The organism is Streptomyces sp. NPDC003023, from assembly GCF_042888225.1.
Classification (GTDB): domain Bacteria; phylum Actinomycetota; class Actinomycetes; order Streptomycetales; family Streptomycetaceae; genus Streptomyces.
Genome location: NZ_JBIAPL010000012.1, coordinates 61,139 through 78,878, shown reverse-complemented (window position 1 = coordinate 78,878; position 17,740 = coordinate 61,139). Strand labels below are relative to the sequence as shown.

At 71.3% G+C, this 17,740-nt stretch carries 16 protein-coding genes; 7 read left to right on the top strand and 9 right to left on the bottom strand.

Annotation, left to right across the window (positions count from 1 at the left end; genetic code table 11):
* The first annotated feature begins 35 nt into the window (after positions 1-35).
* Positions 36-386, top strand: a complete 351-nt coding sequence (locus tag ACFYV1_RS29885) for a PRC-barrel domain containing protein (RefSeq protein WP_389398730.1) — start codon at positions 36-38, stop codon at positions 384-386.
* A 16-nt stretch (positions 387-402) separates the two neighbouring features.
* On the opposite strand, the gene ACFYV1_RS29880 is transcribed toward ACFYV1_RS29885, so the two are convergent.
* The 5 genes from ACFYV1_RS29880 to ACFYV1_RS29860 all read right to left on the bottom strand — a co-directional run bounded on the left by ACFYV1_RS29880 (position 403) and on the right by ACFYV1_RS29860 (position 4,920).
* Positions 403-618: a DUF6381 family protein gene (locus ACFYV1_RS29880; protein ID WP_389398729.1), complete on the bottom strand. Its 216-nt coding sequence runs from the start codon at positions 616-618 to the stop codon at positions 403-405.
* 113 nt (positions 619-731) lie between these two features.
* Positions 732-2,204 carry a sialate:H+ symport family MFS transporter gene (locus ACFYV1_RS29875; protein ID WP_389398728.1) on the bottom strand — a complete coding sequence of 491 codons (1,473 nt, stop codon included), beginning with the start codon at positions 2,202-2,204 and terminating at the stop codon, positions 732-734.
* A gap of 57 nt (positions 2,205-2,261) precedes the next feature.
* Positions 2,262-2,942, bottom strand: coding sequence for an N-acetylmannosamine-6-phosphate 2-epimerase (locus ACFYV1_RS29870; RefSeq protein ID WP_389398727.1), 681 nt, complete (start codon positions 2,940-2,942; stop codon positions 2,262-2,264).
* On the bottom strand, positions 2,939-3,964 hold the full coding sequence (locus ACFYV1_RS29865; RefSeq protein WP_389398726.1) for an ROK family protein: 1,026 nt from the start codon (positions 3,962-3,964) through the stop codon (positions 2,939-2,941). The genes ACFYV1_RS29870 and ACFYV1_RS29865 overlap by 4 nt, the downstream gene beginning before the upstream one ends.
* The gene (locus ACFYV1_RS29860) at positions 3,961-4,920 is read right to left on the bottom strand and encodes a dihydrodipicolinate synthase family protein (protein WP_389398725.1); all 960 of its coding nucleotides are present in this window, start codon (positions 4,918-4,920) and stop codon (positions 3,961-3,963) included. Before ACFYV1_RS29860 ends, ACFYV1_RS29865 begins: the two co-directional genes overlap by 4 nt.
* Positions 4,921-5,084: 164 nt before the next feature.
* Here ACFYV1_RS29860 and ACFYV1_RS29855 point away from each other — a divergent pair, with 164 nt between their 5' ends.
* Positions 5,085-5,774, top strand: coding sequence for a FadR/GntR family transcriptional regulator (locus ACFYV1_RS29855; protein ID WP_389398724.1), 690 nt, complete (start codon positions 5,085-5,087; stop codon positions 5,772-5,774).
* Positions 5,775-5,927: 153 nt separating this feature from the next.
* Here ACFYV1_RS29855 and ACFYV1_RS29850 read toward each other — a convergent pair whose 3' ends face one another.
* The 4 genes from ACFYV1_RS29850 to ACFYV1_RS29835 all read right to left on the bottom strand — a co-directional run bounded on the left by ACFYV1_RS29850 (position 5,928) and on the right by ACFYV1_RS29835 (position 10,727).
* Positions 5,928-7,394 (bottom strand): exo-alpha-sialidase, encoded by a 1,467-nt coding sequence (locus ACFYV1_RS29850; RefSeq protein ID WP_389398723.1) that lies wholly within the window; start codon positions 7,392-7,394, stop codon positions 5,928-5,930.
* Between the two features lie 45 nt (positions 7,395-7,439).
* The gene (locus ACFYV1_RS29845; protein WP_389398722.1) at positions 7,440-8,729 is read right to left on the bottom strand and encodes a GDSL-type esterase/lipase family protein; all 1,290 of its coding nucleotides are present in this window, start codon (positions 8,727-8,729) and stop codon (positions 7,440-7,442) included.
* A 61-nt stretch (positions 8,730-8,790) separates the two neighbouring features.
* Positions 8,791-9,771 (bottom strand): acetylxylan esterase, encoded by a 981-nt coding sequence (locus ACFYV1_RS29840; protein WP_389398721.1) that lies wholly within the window; start codon positions 9,769-9,771, stop codon positions 8,791-8,793.
* A 233-nt stretch (positions 9,772-10,004) separates the two neighbouring features.
* Entirely contained in the window at positions 10,005-10,727 is a 723-nt protein-coding gene (locus ACFYV1_RS29835) for a FadR/GntR family transcriptional regulator (protein WP_389398720.1), read from the bottom strand.
* Positions 10,728-10,880: 153 nt separating this feature from the next.
* On the opposite strand from ACFYV1_RS29835, the gene ACFYV1_RS29830 reads away from it, so the two are divergent.
* The 5 genes from ACFYV1_RS29830 (at position 10,881) to ACFYV1_RS29810 (ending at position 17,549) form a co-directional block, all read left to right on the top strand.
* On the top strand, positions 10,881-12,473 hold the full coding sequence (locus ACFYV1_RS29830; protein ID WP_389398719.1) for an ABC transporter substrate-binding protein: 1,593 nt from the start codon (positions 10,881-10,883) through the stop codon (positions 12,471-12,473).
* An 82-nt stretch (positions 12,474-12,555) separates the two neighbouring features.
* Complete coding sequence (locus tag ACFYV1_RS29825; protein ID WP_389398718.1) at positions 12,556-13,506, top strand: ABC transporter permease; 951 nt, start codon at positions 12,556-12,558, stop codon at positions 13,504-13,506.
* A 1-nt stretch (position 13,507) separates the two neighbouring features.
* A complete protein-coding gene (locus ACFYV1_RS29820) occupies positions 13,508-15,484 on the top strand; it encodes a dipeptide/oligopeptide/nickel ABC transporter permease/ATP-binding protein (RefSeq protein ID WP_389398717.1) in 1,977 nt (658 codons plus the stop codon).
* Positions 15,481-16,572 carry an oligopeptide/dipeptide ABC transporter ATP-binding protein gene (locus tag ACFYV1_RS29815; RefSeq protein ID WP_389398716.1) on the top strand — a complete coding sequence of 364 codons (1,092 nt, stop codon included), beginning with the start codon at positions 15,481-15,483 and terminating at the stop codon, positions 16,570-16,572. The genes ACFYV1_RS29820 and ACFYV1_RS29815 overlap by 4 nt, the downstream gene beginning before the upstream one ends.
* On the top strand, positions 16,569-17,549 hold the full coding sequence (locus ACFYV1_RS29810) for a dihydrodipicolinate synthase family protein (RefSeq protein WP_389398715.1): 981 nt from the start codon (positions 16,569-16,571) through the stop codon (positions 17,547-17,549). Before ACFYV1_RS29815 ends, ACFYV1_RS29810 begins: the two co-directional genes overlap by 4 nt.
* The last annotated feature ends 191 nt before the right edge of the window (positions 17,550-17,740 follow it).

The window sequence follows — 17,740 nt, the reverse complement described above, 5'->3', positions numbered from 1 at the left end:
CGCGGGGGACCGTGCGCAGACGACAGGAGGCGACGATGGCAGGCGACATCTGGGGCTACCCGGAGACCGCCCAGTACGTTCCGGGGGCGCAGCTCGTCGGCTACTCGGTGGAGGCGTCCGACGGGCCGATCGGCAAGGTCGACAAGCACACGGAGGAGGTCGGCCGGTCCTACCTCGTCGTCGACACCGGGCCGTGGATCCTCGGGAGGCGGGTCCTGCTGCCGGCGGGTCTCGTCTCCCGGATCGACACCGGGGAGGAAACGGTGCGGGTCGCATGCACCAAGGCCGAGGTCAAGGACTCCCCCGGCTTCGAGAGCGGCAGGCACGAGGACGACGCCGGATACATCCGGCTCATCGGCGACTACTACACCGACCGCGACGCGTGAGGCCGGTGGGTCACCGTCACTGCGGACCCTCCTCGTCCATGTCGTCGGCGTCGAATCCCGCACCGGAGTTCCGGCGCAGCTCCGCCTCGCTGCGCGCCCGCAGCCGCTCGGCCCGGTACCGGAGCCGTTCCGACTGCTCCGGGTCCTCGACGCGCCGGGCCTGCTGGAGCAGCTGCTCCGCCTTGTCCCTGTCGTGCTCCGCGTGCGTGCGGTGACTGTCCTGCTCCGGCATGACGTCCTCCTCCGGTCCGCGACCCGCTGCCGCCCGAGGGCGTACGGGCAAGTCCCCCGGCAAGGGCCGACTGCCCGTACGGCACCGGGGCAAACCGGACATCGAGGTGCAGCTCAGAGCCGCGCTGTGGCCGCCTTCGCGTCGTCGGCCGTGTCATGCGCAGCGGTTCCGGCGAGGTGGTCGGCGGGACTGTGCGGATCGGTCAGCCGGTTCAGCCGGCCGGGCACGTCGAATCCGACGAGCAGCACGACGATGACGGTTCCGGAGAAGGTGAGCACCGCGAGGGAGCGTCCGAGGTCCATGCCGGACGCGAGATGCGCGCCGAGCACCGGCGCGACGGCACCGCCGAGCGCGCCGACGTTGTACGTGAAGCCGAGAGCCGCGCCGCGGCTCTCGGTCGGGAAGTGACCGCCGATCCAGCGGGGCAGCAGGCCGGAGATGCCGAAGCTGGTGGCCTGCAGCACGAACAGCAGCGAGCCGAGCAGCAGCAGGTTGTCCTCGACGGCGAAGACCGGGAAGACGAGGGCGAGCGACGCGAGAAGGGTGATCGCGTACGCCTTCCTGGCACCGATCCGGTCGCCGAGGAAGCCGGCCGCCCAGCAGCCCACCATGGTGCCGAAGCCGGCGAAGTAGAGAACGTCGGTGACCTGGTCGGCCGTGTAACCGAGTTCCGTCTTGAGGTAGGTGGGCAACAGGGCCTGGATGGGCCACGAGTAGAGGAACGCGAAGAAGATCGTCACGATCATCGACACGTACAGCACCCAGTTGCGACGGCCGCCGAGCTGTACCGCGAAAGCGGCCAGGCACAGACCGGCGGCCACGGAGAGCACCGGGACCAGGCCGTCGCCGAGCGGGGTGAAGACCGCGAAGAGGGCGACGGAGGCGACGGCCGCCAGGGCGACGTTGGACGTGGCGCGGGCCGGGGTGAGGAACAGCGGGCGGAACGGGTTGGGCCGTGCGCCCCGCGCCTCGACGGTCTCGCTCCACTCGGCCGCCTCTGGCAGCGCCCGCCGCATCCACAGGGCGATGACGATCGGCACCAGTCCGATGTAGAACATCCAGCGCCAGCCCATCGCGGGCACGACCCAGCTGTAGACCTGGGCGGCGAGTACGGATCCGATCGAGAAGCCGGAGATGAGGAAACCGCTCGCCCGGCCGCGGACGCGGGCCGGCCAGCTCTCCATCACATAGGTGGCACTCGCGCTGTACTCGCCGGCCATGCCCATGCCGATGGCGAGGCGGGCGACGAACAGGCTGGTGTAGTCCCATGCGAAGCCGCAGGCGAAGGTGCCCAGCGAGTACAGCAGGATGCTCAGCACCATGGAGAGCTTGCGACCGTAGCGGTCACCGACCGCGCCGAGTACCGCGCCGCCGAGCCAGCGGGTGATGAAGGCGCCGGAGACCAGGCCGGCGGCCTGCACCGTACTCAGGCCGAACTCGTCACTGATCTCGGTCAGCACCAGAGTGATCAGCACGAAGTCGAAGCCGTCGAGGACGTAGCCGATCCAGGCGGCGGTGAAGGACTTCCACTGTGTGGGTGTGACCTCGCGGTACCAGGGGAGCGAGGGCTTTGCGGTGTTGTGCACGGTCTCTCCAGAGTGCGAAGCGGGGCTCGACAATGAGCCGCGCCCGCGGGCAGTACGTTACGGCCGAGTCATGCCTTTGGCGAAGTGCCTGGTCAGGGCGGTAGGGGCGGTGATGGCGGTCCCGACTACGACGCTGTGGGCACCGCGGGCGAGGGCCTGGGCGGCCTCCTCCGGCGTGGCGACACGGCCCTCGGCGACGACGGGCACGCTGATCGCCGCGGCGAGCGCCTCGACCAGTTCGAGGTCTGGACCCTGCTGGGCGGGAGAGCCGGGGACGTAGCCGGACAGCGTGCTGGAGACGAAGTCGGCGCCGTCCTCCGCCGCCTTGACCCCTTCCGCGAGGGTGGCCACGTCCGCCATGACGAGGGCACCGGCACCGTGGACCGCGGCGACCAGCTCCGCGAAGGAACTGCCGTCGGGGCGGGGGCGGTCGGTCGCGTCGGCCGCCACGACCGCCGCGCCGGCCTCGGCGACCGCGAGGGCGTGCCGGACGGTGGGCGTGATGTAGACGCCGGTGTCACCGTCCTTCCAGAGCCCGATCACCGGCAGGCCGACCTCGGCCCGGATCGCGGCGACGACCTCCGGTTCGTTCGCACGGATCGCGGCGGCGCCGCCGGCCTCCGCGGCGCGGGCGAGGCGCACCAGGGTCGCGGTGTGCCGCATGGGATCACCGGGCGGCGCCTGGCAGGACACGATCAGCCGGCCTTCGAGTGCCGTGGTGAGAGCGTTCGTGGTCATCGCGGGGCTCCGGGGGAGTGGAGGGGCAGTGTACGGGTGAGGGTGGCGGCGCCGACCACGGCCGCGTCGTGGCCGAAGCGCGGTGGCTCCGGGCGCAGGCCGTGCAGCGGCGCCATCAGTTCCGCCGTGAACGCGGCGGTCAGGGCCGACCAGTACAGCCGGCCGATGCGGGTCACACCGCCGGCGACGACGACCCGGTCGGGGCCCAGGGCGTTGGCGAGTCCGCCGAGGGCGCGGCCGGCTGCCGTCGCGCCGGTGGTGACGGCGCGAACCGCCGGTTCGTCGCCGTCGGCGGCGAGCGCCGCCACGTCCTCGAGCCGGCCGGCGTGCCGGCCGCTGAGCCGTTCGTAGTGCGCGGTGATCGCCGGACCGGAGGCGATGACCTCCAGATGTCCTGCCGAGCCGCAGGTGCAGGGCAGGCCCTCCGCCTCGGGGCTGGGCATGTGCCCCAGGTGCCCCGCGATGCCGGCGGCGCCGTGCAGCATCCGGCCGTCGGCCGCGACCGCGCCCCCGACGCCGGTACCGATGGCGGCGAACAGCAGCGACGCGTGCGGCGATCCGAGTGCCTCGAGCTCAGGTCCGGCCGTGGCGCGTACGTCGTTGTCGCAGGCGACGGGCAGCCCGCACCTGTCGGCGAGGCCGGGGCCCAGGGCCGTACCGGCCCAGCCTCGGAGCGAATCGGTCGCGCTGGTCACCGTCCCGGTGAGCGGGTCGATGACTCCTGCGGCGGCCACTCCCACGGCGACCGGCGCATGGCCCTCGGCCACGGTCCGGGCGGCGTCGGCGAGCGCGTCGAGCACGGCGTCGGCTCCGGCGGTCGCGGGCGTGGGCCGGGTGTGCCGGGCGAGGATCTCCCCGCCCTGCCCGACGAGCGCCGAGGCGATCTTGGTCCCGCCGAGGTCGAGCGCGACGACGGGACCGGCGACCGGACCTGACGCCACCCGGGCGGCCGTCCCGGAGCCGGGCGTGGTGGCCGCCCGGCCGCCCGCATCCCCGCCCGAGGAGCGGGTCCGCGGGGTCATCGGACCGGCCGGAGGCCGGCCGCGCGCAGGTGCCGGGAGACGACGGCGACGGACTCCGCGCTCAGCTGGATCTGGGGGAACGCGGTGTCGCCGTGCTGGATGACGCCCAGCAGCTGCAGCGCGTGCTTGAAGGCGCCCAGCGCCGACGAGCTGCGGCCCATGTCGCTCTCCGGACCGGCGTCCACCATGCCGAACAGGTCGATCAGCCGCTCCTGCTCCTTGGCCGCCGTCTCCCAGTCGCCGGCGCGCGCCGCGTCGTAGAGACGCACGTACGCCGCCGGGTCGACGTTGCCGATGCCCGGTACGACACCGTCCGCGCCGGCGAGCAGCGCCGCGTCCACGGTGAGTTCGGAGCCGGTCAGGATCGAGAACTCCGGGGCCGGGCCGCCGTCGCGGCCCTCACGGCCGCCGAGCGCCACGATCAGGCGGCGCAGGCCGCCCTCGTCACCGCTGCTGTCCTTGAGGCCGGCGAGTGTGCCGTCCTCCGCCAGCTCGCGGACCAGCGCGGCGGAGAGCTTGGTGTGCACGGACACCGGCAGGTCGTACGCGAAGAGCGGGAGGTCCACGGCGGCCCTGATGCGACGGAAGTGGCGCGCGATCTCCGTCGGGTGCGTGCGGGTGTAGAAGGGCGCGGTCGCGACCGCGGCGTCCGCGCCCAACTCGGCAGCCGCCCGGGCGTGCTCCACCACGCGGGCCGTGGTGGTGTCGATGACGCCCGCCAGCACCGGGACGCGACCGTCCGCGGCATTGACCACGACCTCGAGGGCGGTGGCCCGCTGCTCGTCGGTCAGGTATGCGATCTCGCTGGTCGAGCCGAGCGCGAACAGGCCGTGCACGCCTCCTGCGACGAGGTGCTCCACCAGACGGGCGAGGGAGGCGGTGTCGACCTCTCCGGAGGGTGCCAGCGGGGTGCAGACGGGCGGCACGACGCCACGGAGGGGGGCGGTCAGAGGCATGGGAGCAACTCCAGAGGGACGGGGCATGGACTTCAGCCATGACATGAGACGTAAGATGTCTTACGTCGAGGCCACCTTACGCAGGACCCCGCGCGTCCGGTCAAGAGGCAACAGCCCTCTTGGCCCGCTTCTGGCCAGGTCCCGCCCCCGGAAGGAGTTCCACATTGGTGCGAAGCACGGTCAGCGAGGACGTTCAGGCGTGGATCAGACAGCTGATTGTCGATCAGGGACTCGGCCCCGGCAGCCCGTTGCCCACCGAGTCGGAGCTGATGGAGCTCTTCGAGGTGAGCCGGGTCTCGGTACGCGAGGCGCTGAAGGCGCTCCAGGCCCTCCATGTGGTCGAGATCAGGCGGGGGTTCGGCATGTTCGTCGGATCGCTCTCGCTCGCCCCGTTCGTCGAGGGGCTCGCCTTCCGCGCGGCCGTACGGCATCGCAACGGTGAACCGAGCCTGTACGAACTGATGCGTGTGCGCGAGGCGTTGGAGACGGGTCTCATCGACAGCGTGGCCGCCCGCGTGCCGCGGGAGGACCTCGACGTGCTGCGCGGCCTCGTCGACACCATGGAGGTGGAGGCGGCCGGAGGGGAGATCGACCGCGCGACGGACCGCGCCTTCCACCTCGCCCTGTACCGCTCCCTGGAGAACCATCTGCTCAGCGAGGTGCTCGACGCCTTCTGGGCGGCGATGGACCAGGTGCGGGGCGTACTCGGCGACACCCACGAGGACCCGGCGGAGACCTGTGCCCACCACAGGGAGATCGTCGAAGCGGTCGCGGCAGGTGACAGGGCCCGTGCGACGCTCGCGATGAGCACCCACTTCGACGCCCTGCGCACACGGCTCGAGCCCGGCCGGTAGCCCGTGACCCCGCGGCTATGACCACGCGGCCACAGCTCGTGGCCCGTGGCCGGCAGCCCGTGGTCCGTGGTCCTCGGTCCGTGGGCGGTCAGGGACGGCACGACCCGGCCGGGACGTGGAGTCGGCCGGCCGGGTCGTGGTGTGGGGGGTGCGCTACGGAGCGGTGACCGTCAGGGAGGTCTCCCCGTACGAGCGCTGCCAGCCGCGCACCAGATAGGTCGCCGTCGAGGGGACCTTGCCCGCGGCGGCGTTCGCCGGGACCGTGACCGGGATCTTCATGTTCGCGCCCTGGCCGGGGTTCAGCGCGGGCACGGCCACCGTCGGCGCGCTCCAGCCCGCCGGCAGACTGAGCGACACCGAGCCGCCGGGCAGCGCCACATCGTTCTGGCTGACGACGCGCACGGTGACCTCGGTCGTCCTCCCCGCCGGGAGCGAGGCCGGCGGCGTGACGGTGACCGGGGCACACACGCCGCCGAGCCACTGGAGGTCGAACGACGAGTACGTGATGTGGCGGTAGTTGTCCCGCTCCCACAGCATGCCCGTCCGGGGATTGCTGCTGGTGCCGTCGCTGAGCGGCGTGAGCGTCGAGTACGCGGCGGAGCCCGCCTCGACGACCTTCTTGACCGGCCAGTTCACGCCGTTGTCGCAGGACAGCCGGACGGTGAGTCTGCTGCGGCTGTCGGTGGTGGCCGTGTTGCTGAACATCAGCCACTTCGCCCGCGGATGACTCGCGTCCACGTTCGGCGCGAAGCGCATGACGGAGCCGTTGTTCGCCGGGTCCGGCAGCTCCGTGTCCTGCTGGAAGGGGGTGTAGTTGACGCCGCCGTCCGTCGAGTGGGCGACCGTACGGTACGGCCTGGAGCGGTTGTTGAGCATGATCCGCCCGTCGGACAGCTCCACGGTCTTGTTCTCGTCACCGCCGGGACCGACCGGGTTGCCCATCTTCCAGGTGGCGCCGTGATCGTCGCTGTAGGCACTGACCGCGTAGTTGGCGCCGTTGTTGCGGATGGCGTACTGCTGGATCAGCCGGCCCTTGTACGTGCCGTGCCGCAGCTGGATGCCCTCGCCGGAGGCGGCGAACATCCCCGCCCATGCCGGGTTCTTGATCTCCGCGGTGATCCGCTCGTGCTTCCAGGTGAGCCCGTCGTCGTCCGAGTAGCTGTAGTCGGCCTGGAGGACGTCCGGGTCGCTCTCGTCGTTGCCGGTCGCGGAGCCGAAGAAGCCCTGGTTCACGGAGGCCGCGTAGAAGACGAAGACGCGGCCGGTCTCCCGGTCCACGAGCAGGCTCGGGTCGCCGAAGCCCTTGGGCGCGGCCTCCTTGCGGACGACCTGCTGCGCCTGCCAGGTCACGCCGTTGTCGGTGCTGCGCCGCACCACGACGGAGAGGTCGCCGGGCAGGTCGGCGAGTGTGGGCCGGGCATCGTACGCGGCGAGGAGGGTGCCCGCGTTCGTCTTCGTCAGGGCCGGGATGCGGTAGTAGGGCGAGCCGGCGCCCTGGGTGGCGATGTCCTGGGAGTACAGCACGCCCGGTGCGGGCTGTTCCGCTCCGTGGGCCACACCGGTGGTGCTCAGTACGACCATCGCGGTGGACAGCACGGCCAACGGCATTCTGCGCTGCATGAACGGGTCCTCGTTTCGGAAGTGGGGGGTGGGAGGGCGGCGCGGTTACGGGATGACGAGCGAGCAGACCTTGCTGTCGGCGTCGAAGACGCGCAGATCCCGGATCATCTTGTGCACGAGGTGGAGATGGCCCTGCTCGTCGGGGTGCAGCCCGTCGGCAAGGAGTTCGAGGGGCACTTGGCCGCCGGCCGTCCAGTGCCGGTAGTGGTCGACGAAGACGGTCCGCTCCTGTTCGGCCACTTCCCCCATGACCTGCGCGTAGCGGTCGAGGCCCACCCGGCCCGGCCAGCGGGCGGGGTCCACCGGGTTGGGTGACTGGAGCACCACGGGCGGCGTGCCGGGGAGCGTGCGGATGGAGCGGACCAGCCGCAGCAGGTTCTGCCGGTAGGTCTCCGGGTCGAGACCGGCTGTGGCGATGTCGTTGGTGCCGATCATGACGGAGACCACCTGTGGCGAGAACGCCCTGATCCGGCGGTCGAACTCGCTGATCAGATCGGCACTGGTGGCTCCGCTGACCCCGGTGTCGATCACGAAGTCGCGGTTCTTCGGTTTGCCCAGCTCCCAGCGGACCCGCTCCGTCCAGTGCTCCGGGTAGGAGCGCCATCCGTGGGTGTGCAGGGCTCCGTGGGTGATGCTGTCGCCGGTGAAGAGCCAGGTGGCGGGAGTGTCGCTGTTCAGGATCGTGGCGATGCGGCCCATGTCCGGGACGTCCACGCGGACGCTCTGCGCGCCCAGTTCCGCCTCGCCCAGCGACCGGTCCCACACGGCCGCCCGCTCGATCCTGCCGGTGTAGAACCACTCGCCGCCGGGATGGTCGCTGTCGACGTTGCGCCCTATTCCGAGGGCGTCCAGTCCGCCCACGGCGCTGAAGAAGTACCGCTGCTGCGTGGTGAACACGGCCCGTCCTTCGACCCACAGGGTGGTGCGGGTGCCGTCGACGGTGACGGCGGCGGTGTGGAGGGCACCGTCGTCGTACCGGGTGCGGGTCCTGACGTCGATCAGTACGGCACCGTTCTCGCGCACCGACCACTGGACGCAGCCCGCACTGAGGTTCAGCGTGATGTTGCTCGACGGCTCTGCCGGGTTGGAGGCGCTGAGCAGGGTCATCGCCTGACGGTGGCTGGTGGTGCGGAAGGTGACGAGAATCGTCCCGGTGTTGAGGCGGGCGACCCGGGCGGCGTCGGCGGACAGGTCCACGTAGCCGGTGCCGTCCAGGTCCACGGGTGTGGTGTGGTCCACCAGGGGCGGGGAGCCGGCGGCGGCCGCGGCCCGGCCGCCCAGTGCTGCGGCCAGTGCCGTGGTGCCGGTGGCGAGGAGCAGGGAACGTCTGCGCACAGGATGCCTCCGAAGGGGAGCGGCGAGCCAGGGATGGCCGGCGGCGCGCGCCGGGGCACCCCTAGACGGACGGTGTGCCGCCGAACAGCTCGCGCAGCCACGCCAGTTGTGCCCGCTGCTGGTGACCGCCGCCGCCCTCGTGCCCGTTGAACTCGTAGACACGTACGTCCTTCGGCCCCGCGTACTGGTGGTACGCCGCGAAGCAGGTGGACGGAGGGCAGATGTCGTCCATCATGGCGATCGAGAACAGCGCGGGAGCGGTGGCGCGTGTGGCGAGCAGTGCGGCGTCGAAGTACGAGAGGGTCGTGAAGACGGTCTCGGTGCGATCGCGGTGCAGCTTCAGGTACTCCGCGATCTCGGTGTACGGCGGGCTCGGCGCGACCTCCGCACCGCGCCGGACGTCGCACAGGAACGGGACGTCGGGCATCACGCCCGCGAGGCCCGGCACCAGGCCGGCGACGGCGAGGGCGGTGCCGCCGCCCTGGCTGATCCCGGTGACGACGATCCGGTCCGGATCGACCGCCGGGTGCGACCGTGCGGCCTCGGCGAAGCGCACCGCGTCGGTGAACAGCCGCCGGTAGTAGTAGTCCTCCGGGCTCTCGACGCCGCGGGTCAGGAATCCGGGTACGGCGCCGGTGACCGCGCAGGGGTCGGGGGTGTCGCCCCCGGCCGTCGACCAGCCCTGGCCGCGGGTGTCCATGACGAGATGGGCGTACCCGGCGGTCGACCACAGGAGTTGCTCGTGCGGCAGGCCGCGCCCGCGGCCGTACCCGAGGAACTCCACCACGCAGGGGAGGGGCTGCGCCGTGCCGGCGGGCAGGTGGAGCCACCCGCGTACGGGCTGGCCGGCGTAGCCCTGAATTGTCACGTCGTAGGTGTCCACGTGGGCCAGGCCGTTGTCGATCCGGTTGAAGACCGGGTCACCCGCCGCGGCGGCCGCCTCCCGCAGCGTCTTCGCCCAGAAGGCGTCGAGGTCCGCGGGCTCGGGAAGTTCCGGCCGCATCGCCAGGCAGTCGGCGAGTGAGAGGTCGGTCAACGGCATGAAAGAAGCCCCAGGGACGAAGAGGAAAGTGCAACGAGAGGATGACCTGACAGCAGACGTCAGATGTCCTGTTGTGACACGGACCCTAAGGACCACCGTGGGCGGTCGTCAAGGGTCGCGGTCGGGTTCCCCTCCCGGAGTGGGCCGGTGCCGGGCCGGCCGGGGTCCGCCAGGGCGTGTCGCGAAAGCGGCCCCGTCCGCCCGCGGGCCGGGCGGGACGTTCGCCACGGACCCTAGGTCCGGCGGGCCTGCGCCTCCGCGATGCGGCGTCGCACCGGGGCGTAGTGGTCGCCGAGAGCCTTGGTGAAGCCGGGGACGTCGTTCGACCTGGCGGCGTCGACGATGCGCTGGTGTGCGGCGATCGTGGCCGTCTCGTCGGCGTGTGTGAAGCCGTCGAGGTGCGGGGCGACGATCGAGTAGACGTCCCAGAAGGCCAGCGAGAGCTGCCCGATCAGCTGGTTGCCGAGCGGTGCGACCAGCAGTGCGTGGAAGGCGCGGTCGGCCTCGACGAAGCTCTCGCTCTCGCCCGCGCCGACCTGCCGCATCCGCTCGACGAGGTCGTCGAGGGTGTCGAGCTGGGACGAGCTCAGTGAGGAGACGATCCGGTCGGCCATGCCGCGCTCGAAGAGTTCGCGCACGTCCACCAGGTCCGCCAGCACCTGGAAGTCGTCGTCGGGGCTGAGCAGTCCACGGAAGGTGAGGCTCTCCACCAGGGCGGACAGGCTGAGCCGGCCGACGTAGGTGCCGTGCCCGTGGCGTACTTCGACGATGTCGAGCGCGTTGAGGATCTTGACCGCCTCGCGGACGCTCGACCGGCTCGCGCCGAGAGCCTCGCAGAGGGCGGGTTCGGTGGGCAACGGGTCGCCCGGGCGGAGCTTGTTCTCCAGTATGTACCGCTTGATCCCGTCGACGACTTCCTGCCGAAGCAGCTGCCGGCCGACCCGTGCGCCCGGCATGTCTGAACTCCCCACCTCTTGACCCCTCTCGTTTGTCAAGCTACGTTCCAACGCTATCAAGGCATCGGACATCTGACGTCTGATGGATGCTCGTCACAGAGCGACCAGTTTCCCGCATCCCGCCCCTCATTCTCTTTCCTGCCTGGAGGACCCGTGTCCGAGCGGAGACCAGCCGGCGTCGAGCGCCGCACCTTCCTGCGATACACCAGCGCCATCGGTGTCGCGACGGCGATCACGGCGGGCCTGTCCGCCTGCGGAGGGCCGGCGTCGACCGGCGGCGGCGCGGCGCAGGCCGACGGCAACGGCACCATCGAGGCGGGCCTCTCCTACGCCCTGTCCACCGGTTTCGACCCGATGATCACATCCGGTGCCACCCCCTACGCCGCCAATATGCACATCTTCGAGGGCCTGGTGGACCTCGACCCGGCCACCCTCGTGGCCCGGCCGGCGCTCGCCACCGAGATGCCGAAGAAGATCAACGCGACCACCTACCGTGCCACCCTGCGCAAGGGTGCCACCTTCCACGACGGCTCGGCGGTCACCGCCGACGACGTCGTCTTCAGTTTCGAGCGCGTCCTCGATCCCGCGAACGCCTCCCTCATGGCGCAGTTCGTGCCGTTCGTCGACAAGGTCACGGCCGTGGACCCGGCCACTGTCGAATTCAAGCTCAAGTACCCCTTCGCGCTCTTCCCCTCGCGCATATCCGTGGTCCGGATCGTGCCCAGGAAGATCGCCGGCGCCGACGCCAAGGCCTTCGACGCCAAGCCGGTCGGCACCGGCCCGTACCGCTTCGTCTCCGCCACCCGCGAGGACAAGATCGTTTTCGAGGCGTACGACAAGTACAACGGTCCGCGGCCCGCCAAGGCCAAGAAGATGATCTGGCGTCTGATGTCGGACCCCTCGGCCCGGGTCAGCGCCATGCAGTCCGGCCGAGTCCAGGCCATCGAGGACGTGCCGTACATCGACATCAAGGGCCTCGCCGCCAAGCACCGGGTCGAGTCGGTCCAGTCCTTCGGACTGCTCTTCCTGATGTTCAACACCGCCGACAAGCGGTTCGCCGACAAGCGGGTGCGCCAGGCGCTGCACTACGCCCTGGACACCGAGAAGATCATCTCGACCGCGCTGGTCGGCAACGCGGCCCCCGCCACCGGCTATGTGCCGTCCACCCACCCGGACTACCACAAGGCCGCCACCGTCTACACGCGCGACGTGGCCAAGGCGAAGAAGCTCCTCGCCGACGCCGGCGTGAAGGGCCTCTCCTTCACCGTGCTCACCACGGACACCGGCTGGGTGAAGGACATCGCCCCGCTGATCCAGGAGAGCTGGGAGGAGATCGGCGTCAAGGTGAAGCTCAACATCGCCCAGTCCCCGGCCCAGTACGCCAAGGTCGACCAGGGCGACTTCGAGGTCCTCGTCGCCCCCGGCGACCCGTCCGTCTTCGGCAACGACGCCGACCTGCTGCTGCGCTGGTTCTACTACGGCTTCTGGCCGGAGAAGCGCTACGGCTGGAGCGGCTCCGCCGCCTACAAGCAGGTGAAGACGCTGCTCGACAAGGCCGCCCAGGCCGCCGACGAGGGCGTCCGCAAGCAGCTGTGGGGCCAGATCACCGACCTCGTCGCCGACGAGGCCGCCCTCTACCCGATCCTGCACCGCAAGCTGCCCACCGCCTGGGACGAGAAGGCCCTGCCCGGATTCAAGCCGCTGCCGACCACCGGCCTGTCGTTCGTCGACGTCGGCCGCGCCTGAACCGGCTCCATGACCGGCCGGGGTGCCCGCCTCCTGACGGGCGGGCACCCGGTCCGGCCGACCAACTCCTAGGAACCCGACCATGGTTGCTTTCCTCCGGCTCGCGTTGCGGCGTCTCGCGATGATGCCGGTGATGATCCTCGGTATCGCCCTGCTCGTCTTCGTCGTCATGCAGTTCTCGCCGGTCGACCCGGCGTACAACGCACTCGGCGACAGTGCGAGCCCCGAGGCCCGCGCCGCCTTCGCGGCCGCGCACGGCCTCGACGATCCGCTGCCCCTGCGCTACATCAACTTCCTCGGGCAGCTGCTCCAGGGCGACCTCGGCGTCACCGTGCCGCCCGGCCAGCCGGTCGCCGACCGGATAGCCGCCGCCTTCCCGCTCACCCTCCAGCTGACGATCCTCGGACTCGCCCTCGCCGTGATCCTGGCCGTCGTGCTCGGCGTGACCGGCGCGATGTACCGGGACCGCTGGCCCGACCAGGTGTTCCGCGTGCTCTCCATGGCCGGGGTCGCCATTCCGTCCTTCTGGCTCGGTGTGCTGCTCATCCAGCAGTTCGCGCTCAACATGCCGGTCTTCCCGACCGGCGGCTACACCAACCCCGCGGACTCGTTCACCGGCTGGCTGCGGACCATGGCCCTGCCCGCCGTCTCCCTCGCCGTACCGGTCGCGGCGTCCCTCGCCCGCCTCGTACGCACCTCGATGGTCGCCGAACTCGACCGCGACTACGTGCGCACCGCCCGCGGAAACGGCCTGCCGCCGTTCCTGGTGGTGCGCTCCGTGCTGCGCAACGCCCTCGTCACCCCGCTCACCGTGCTCGGCATCAAGGTCGGCTACCTGCTCAGTGGCGCCGTCGTCATCGAAGCGATCTTCGACCTGCCCGGCATGGGGAAGCTGATCCTCGAAGGCGTCACGGGCGGCGACACCGCGCTCGTCCAGGGAACCGTGCTGATGATCGCCATCGCCTTCCTCGTCGTCAACGTCATCGTCGACCTGCTCTACCTGCTCGTCAATCCGCGCATCAGGACGGTGTGAGATGTTCGCCCCCGGCCGACTCGCCAAGAAACTCTCCCGCCCCGGCGTCCACTTCAGGACACTGCCCACCACCTCCAAGGTCGCATTCGCGGTCCTGCTCGTCGTCGTCCTCGGTGCGGTACTCGCCCCGCTCCTCACCCAGAGCCCGCTCGCCACCGGAACTCCGGTACAGGGCCCCAGCGCCGAGCACTGGTTCGGCACCGACCGGGCAGGCCGCGACGTCTTCGCCCGCGTGGTGCACGGCGCCCGCTACTCACTGATCATCGGACTCGGCGCGACGGCCGTGGCCCTCGTCGTGGGCGCGGTGCTCGGCTCGCTGGCCGCCACCTCGCGCAAGCTCGGTGACGAGTCGGTGATGCGCACCCTCGACATCGTGATGTCCTTCCCGCCGATCGCGCTCGCCGCGGTGCTGGTGGCCGTGTTCGGCACCAGCATCCCGGTCATCATCTTCACGATCGCCTTCGTCTACACCCCGTCGCTCGCCCGCGTCGTACGCGCCAACGTCCTCTCCCAGTACGGCGAGGACTACGTCGCCGCGGAGAAGGTCATCGGCGCCCGCCGCGGCTACATCGTCGCGCGCCACGTCGCGATCAACTGCGCCGCGCCCGTCATGGTGTTCAGCACCGTCATGGTCGCCGACGCGATCATCTTCGAGGCCAGTCTCTCCTTCATCGGAGCGGGAGTTCAGGATCCCGACCCCAGCTGGGGCAGCGTGCTCGCCTACGGCCGGCAGATTCTGCTGGCCGGCGGCTGGTGGGCCACGTTCTTCCCGGGATTCGCGCTGCTGGTCACGGTCCTGGCGCTCAACATCCTCTCCGAGGGCATGACCGACGCCTCCGCCGCACCCGACAAGCCCCGCGACGGCGGCCAGGGCACGCCGGCCGCCGCCCCGGCCACGAAGACCGTCGCGGTCGCCGAGGACACCGCCGCCGTCGACGCGTCGCTCGCGCAACTCGCCGCCCGCATCGAGGCCACCGAGCCCACCATCACCCCGGTACGGGAGGACGCGACCGAACTCCTCGTCGTACGCGACCTCGCCATTCGCTTCCCCGACCGCTACGGCGACACCCAGGTCGTCGGCGGCATCTCCTTCACCGTCCGCGAGGGCGAGACGCTCGGCCTCGTCGGCGAGTCGGGCTGCGGCAAGTCCATCACCAGCCTCGCCGTCATGGGCCTGCTCGCCCGCAACGCCGAGGTGAGCGGCGAGATCCTCTACCGCGGCCGTGACCTGCTGTCCCTGAACCCGCGGCAGCGGCGGGAACTGATGGGCCCCGAGATCGCCATGGTCTACCAGGACGCGCTCTCCTCCCTGAACCCGTCCGTGCTCGTCGGCACCCAGCTGCGGCAGCTCACCTCGCGCGGCGGTACGAAGACCCCGGCCGAACTCCTCGAGCTGGTCGGCCTGTCACCCGAGCGCACCCTGCGCAGCTACCCGCACGAACTCTCCGGCGGCCAGCGCCAGCGCGTCCTGATCGCCATGGCGCTGTCCCGCGACCCCCGGCTGCTCATCGCCGACGAGCCGACGACCGCCCTCGACGTCACCGTCCAGGCCCAGGTCGTCGAACTCCTGGTGAAACTGCGCGACGAGCTCGGCTTCGCCATGGTCCTGGTCTCGCACGACCTGGCCCTCGTCGGTGACCTGTCGCACCGTGTCGCCGTCATGTACGCGGGCCAGATCGCCGAGATCGGCGGCACCCGCTCCGTACTCGGCGACCCCGCCCACCACTACAGCCGAGGACTCCTCGGCTCGGTCGTCTCGCTGGAGGCCGGCGCCCAGCGGCTGCACCAGATCCGCGGCGTCGTCCCCGCACCCAGGGGCTTCGGTGCGGGCTGCCGGTTCGCGTCCCGCTGCCCGGCGGCGACCGAGCTCTGCGAGACCACCAGGCCGGCCCTCACCGGGCGCGGCGAACGAGACGACCACGGCTTCGCCTGCCATCACCCGGCGGCCGCCGCCCAGTTGGAGAGGAGTGCCCTGTGATCCGGCTCGACCATGTGCACGTACGTCACAAGGCCCGCAGCGGCGGCATCTGGCGCAGGGACTCGGTCCACGCCCTCACCGACGCCTCGCTGCACGTCGACCGCGGTGAGATCGTCGGCCTCGTCGGCGAGTCCGGCTGCGGCAAGTCGACCCTCGCCCGCGTCCTGACCGGCCTGCAGCGCCCCACCGAGGGGGAAGTCGTCTTCCGCGGGCGCGACCTGTGGGGGATGTCCGCCGCCGAACGGCGCACCGACTTCGGCTCCGCCGTCGGTGTCGTCTTCCAGGACCCGTCCACCGCGCTCAACCCGCGGCTGTCCGTACGCCAGATCCTGCGCGACCCGCTCGACGTCCACCGCCGCGGCACGCGGCAGGAGCGCGAGGAGCGCGTCGAGGAACTGCTCGATCTGGTCGGCCTGCCGGGCCACACCCTCGGCGCGCTGCCGGGCCAGCTCTCCGGCGGCCAGCGCCAGCGGGTCGCCATCGCCCGGGCCCTGGCTCTCGAACCCGAGCTGATCGTCGCCGACGAACCCACCAGCGCTCTCGACGTGTCCGTACGGGCCCAGGTGCTCAACCTCCTGGTCGAGCTGCGCGAACGGCTCGGCCTCGGCATGGTCTTCATCTCGCACGACATCCAGACCATGCGCTACATCGCCGACCGGCTCGCCGTTCTGTACCTCGGCCGGATCGTCGAGGAGGGCCGCGCCGCCCAGGTCACCCGGGCGCCCAGGCACCCGTACACGGAGGCCCTGCTCTCCGCGACGCCGAGCCTGCTCGAGACGACCGAGCGGATCGTGCTGACGGGGGCGGTGCCCTCCGCGACGAATCCGCCCACCGGGTGTCCCTTCCGCACCCGGTGCTGGAAGGCCGACGACGAGTGCGCCGCCGTCTTCCCGGCCCAGACCCTGGGATCGGGCGAACACCGTTGGCACTGCGTCCACCCCCAGCCGTCCGAGAACCAGCCGTCCGAGAACCAGCCGTCCCAGAACGATCCGTCCGAGAACCGGCCGTCCCGGAACGATCCGTCGGAGAGCCGGCCGGCCGAGAGCCGGTCGTCCGCGCGGACGACGGCAGCAGGGAGCACCACGTGAACGACCGACAGGCGCAGCCGGCCCGCCAGGGGAACGACCGCCACCCCAGCTTCTCCGGTGTGATCCCGCCCGTGGTCACCCCGCTCACCGACGACGGCGACATCGACCGGGCCTCGCTCGAGCGACTGGTCGGCCACTTGCTGGGTGCCGGCGTCAGCGGCCTCTTCACACTGGGCAGTTCGGGGGAGACGGCCTATCTCACCCCCGACCGGCAGGACGAGGTGGTACGGATCGTCACCGGCACCGCCGGAGGCCAGGTCCCCGTCGTCGTCGGGGCGATCGAGACGACCACGGACCGTGCGGTCGAGCGGGCCCGGAGCGTCGAGAAACTCGGCGCGGACGCAGTGGTGGCCACCGCGCCGTACTACACCCGCACCGACGCCGCCGAGATCGAACGGCACTTCCGGCACGTCGCGGCAGCCGTCGACCTGCCCCTCCTCGCCTACGACGTGCCGGTCTGCGTGCACAGCAAGCTCGAACCGGAGATGCTCCTCCGGCTCGCGGCGGACGGGGTGCTCGCCGGAGTGAAGGACTCCAGCGGTGACGACGGTTCGTTCCGCCGGCTCGTCCTCGGTGCGCGGGAGCTGCCCGGCTTCTCCGCCCTGACCGGACACGAACTGGTCGTTGACGCCGTGATGCTCGGCGGCGCGGACGGCGCGGTGCCCGGCCTCGGCAACGTCGACCCGCACGGGTACGTACGGCTCCACGAGGCGGCCGTGCGCGGCGACTGGGCGGCCGCGAAGGCGGAGCAGGACCGGCTGGTGGCCCTCTTCGACATCGTGCGGGCGGCACGGCCGGGAACGGCCTCGGCGAGCGCGGCCGGTATCGGCGCCTTCAAGACGGCGCTGACCCTGCTCGGCGTGATCGCCACCAACGCGGTCAGCGCCCCGATGCGGCGTCTGGACGACGGCGAGGCCGCGGTGATCGCGGACTGCCTCGAGCGTGCGGGGCTGACCCTCGCCCTGTCCGGCAGCTGAAGCGGCGCGATCCCTGCCGTCCGACGGCGCGGGGTAGGCGGCGCCCACGCTCGGCGCCGCCGTACGGGGCGACCACGGCGGGGCGCCGCCCGGCGACGCCGTACGGCGCAACACGGCGCACCCGTACGTGCTAACCGACGGCGCGGCGCACTGCGCCGCGCCGTCGCCGGAGAGTGCTCTATGGGCGTGTC

Excerpts from the sequence above, each read along its gene's own strand:
- ACFYV1_RS29860 (WP_389398725.1), bottom strand. The coding sequence starts at position 4,920 with ATGCCTCTGACCGCCCCCCTCCGTGGCGTCGTGCCGCCCGTCTGCACC.
- ACFYV1_RS29825 (WP_389398718.1), top strand. The coding sequence starts at position 12,556 with ATGGTTGCTTTCCTCCGGCTCGCGTTGCGGCGTCTCGCGATGATGCCG.
- ACFYV1_RS29850 (WP_389398723.1), bottom strand. The coding sequence starts at position 7,394 with ATGCAGCGCAGAATGCCGTTGGCCGTGCTGTCCACCGCGATGGTCGTA.
- ACFYV1_RS29865 (WP_389398726.1), bottom strand. The coding sequence starts at position 3,964 with ATGACCCCGCGGACCCGCTCCTCGGGCGGGGATGCGGGCGGCCGGGCG.
- ACFYV1_RS29885 (WP_389398730.1), top strand. The coding sequence starts at position 36 with ATGGCAGGCGACATCTGGGGCTACCCGGAGACCGCCCAGTACGTTCCG.
- ACFYV1_RS29840 (WP_389398721.1), bottom strand. The coding sequence starts at position 9,771 with ATGCCGTTGACCGACCTCTCACTCGCCGACTGCCTGGCGATGCGGCCG.
- ACFYV1_RS29870 (WP_389398727.1), bottom strand. The coding sequence starts at position 2,942 with ATGACCACGAACGCTCTCACCACGGCACTCGAAGGCCGGCTGATCGTG.
- ACFYV1_RS29835 (WP_389398720.1), bottom strand. The coding sequence starts at position 10,727 with ATGCCGGGCGCACGGGTCGGCCGGCAGCTGCTTCGGCAGGAAGTCGTC.
- ACFYV1_RS29880 (WP_389398729.1), bottom strand. The coding sequence starts at position 618 with ATGCCGGAGCAGGACAGTCACCGCACGCACGCGGAGCACGACAGGGAC.
- ACFYV1_RS29820 (WP_389398717.1), top strand. The coding sequence starts at position 13,508 with ATGTTCGCCCCCGGCCGACTCGCCAAGAAACTCTCCCGCCCCGGCGTC.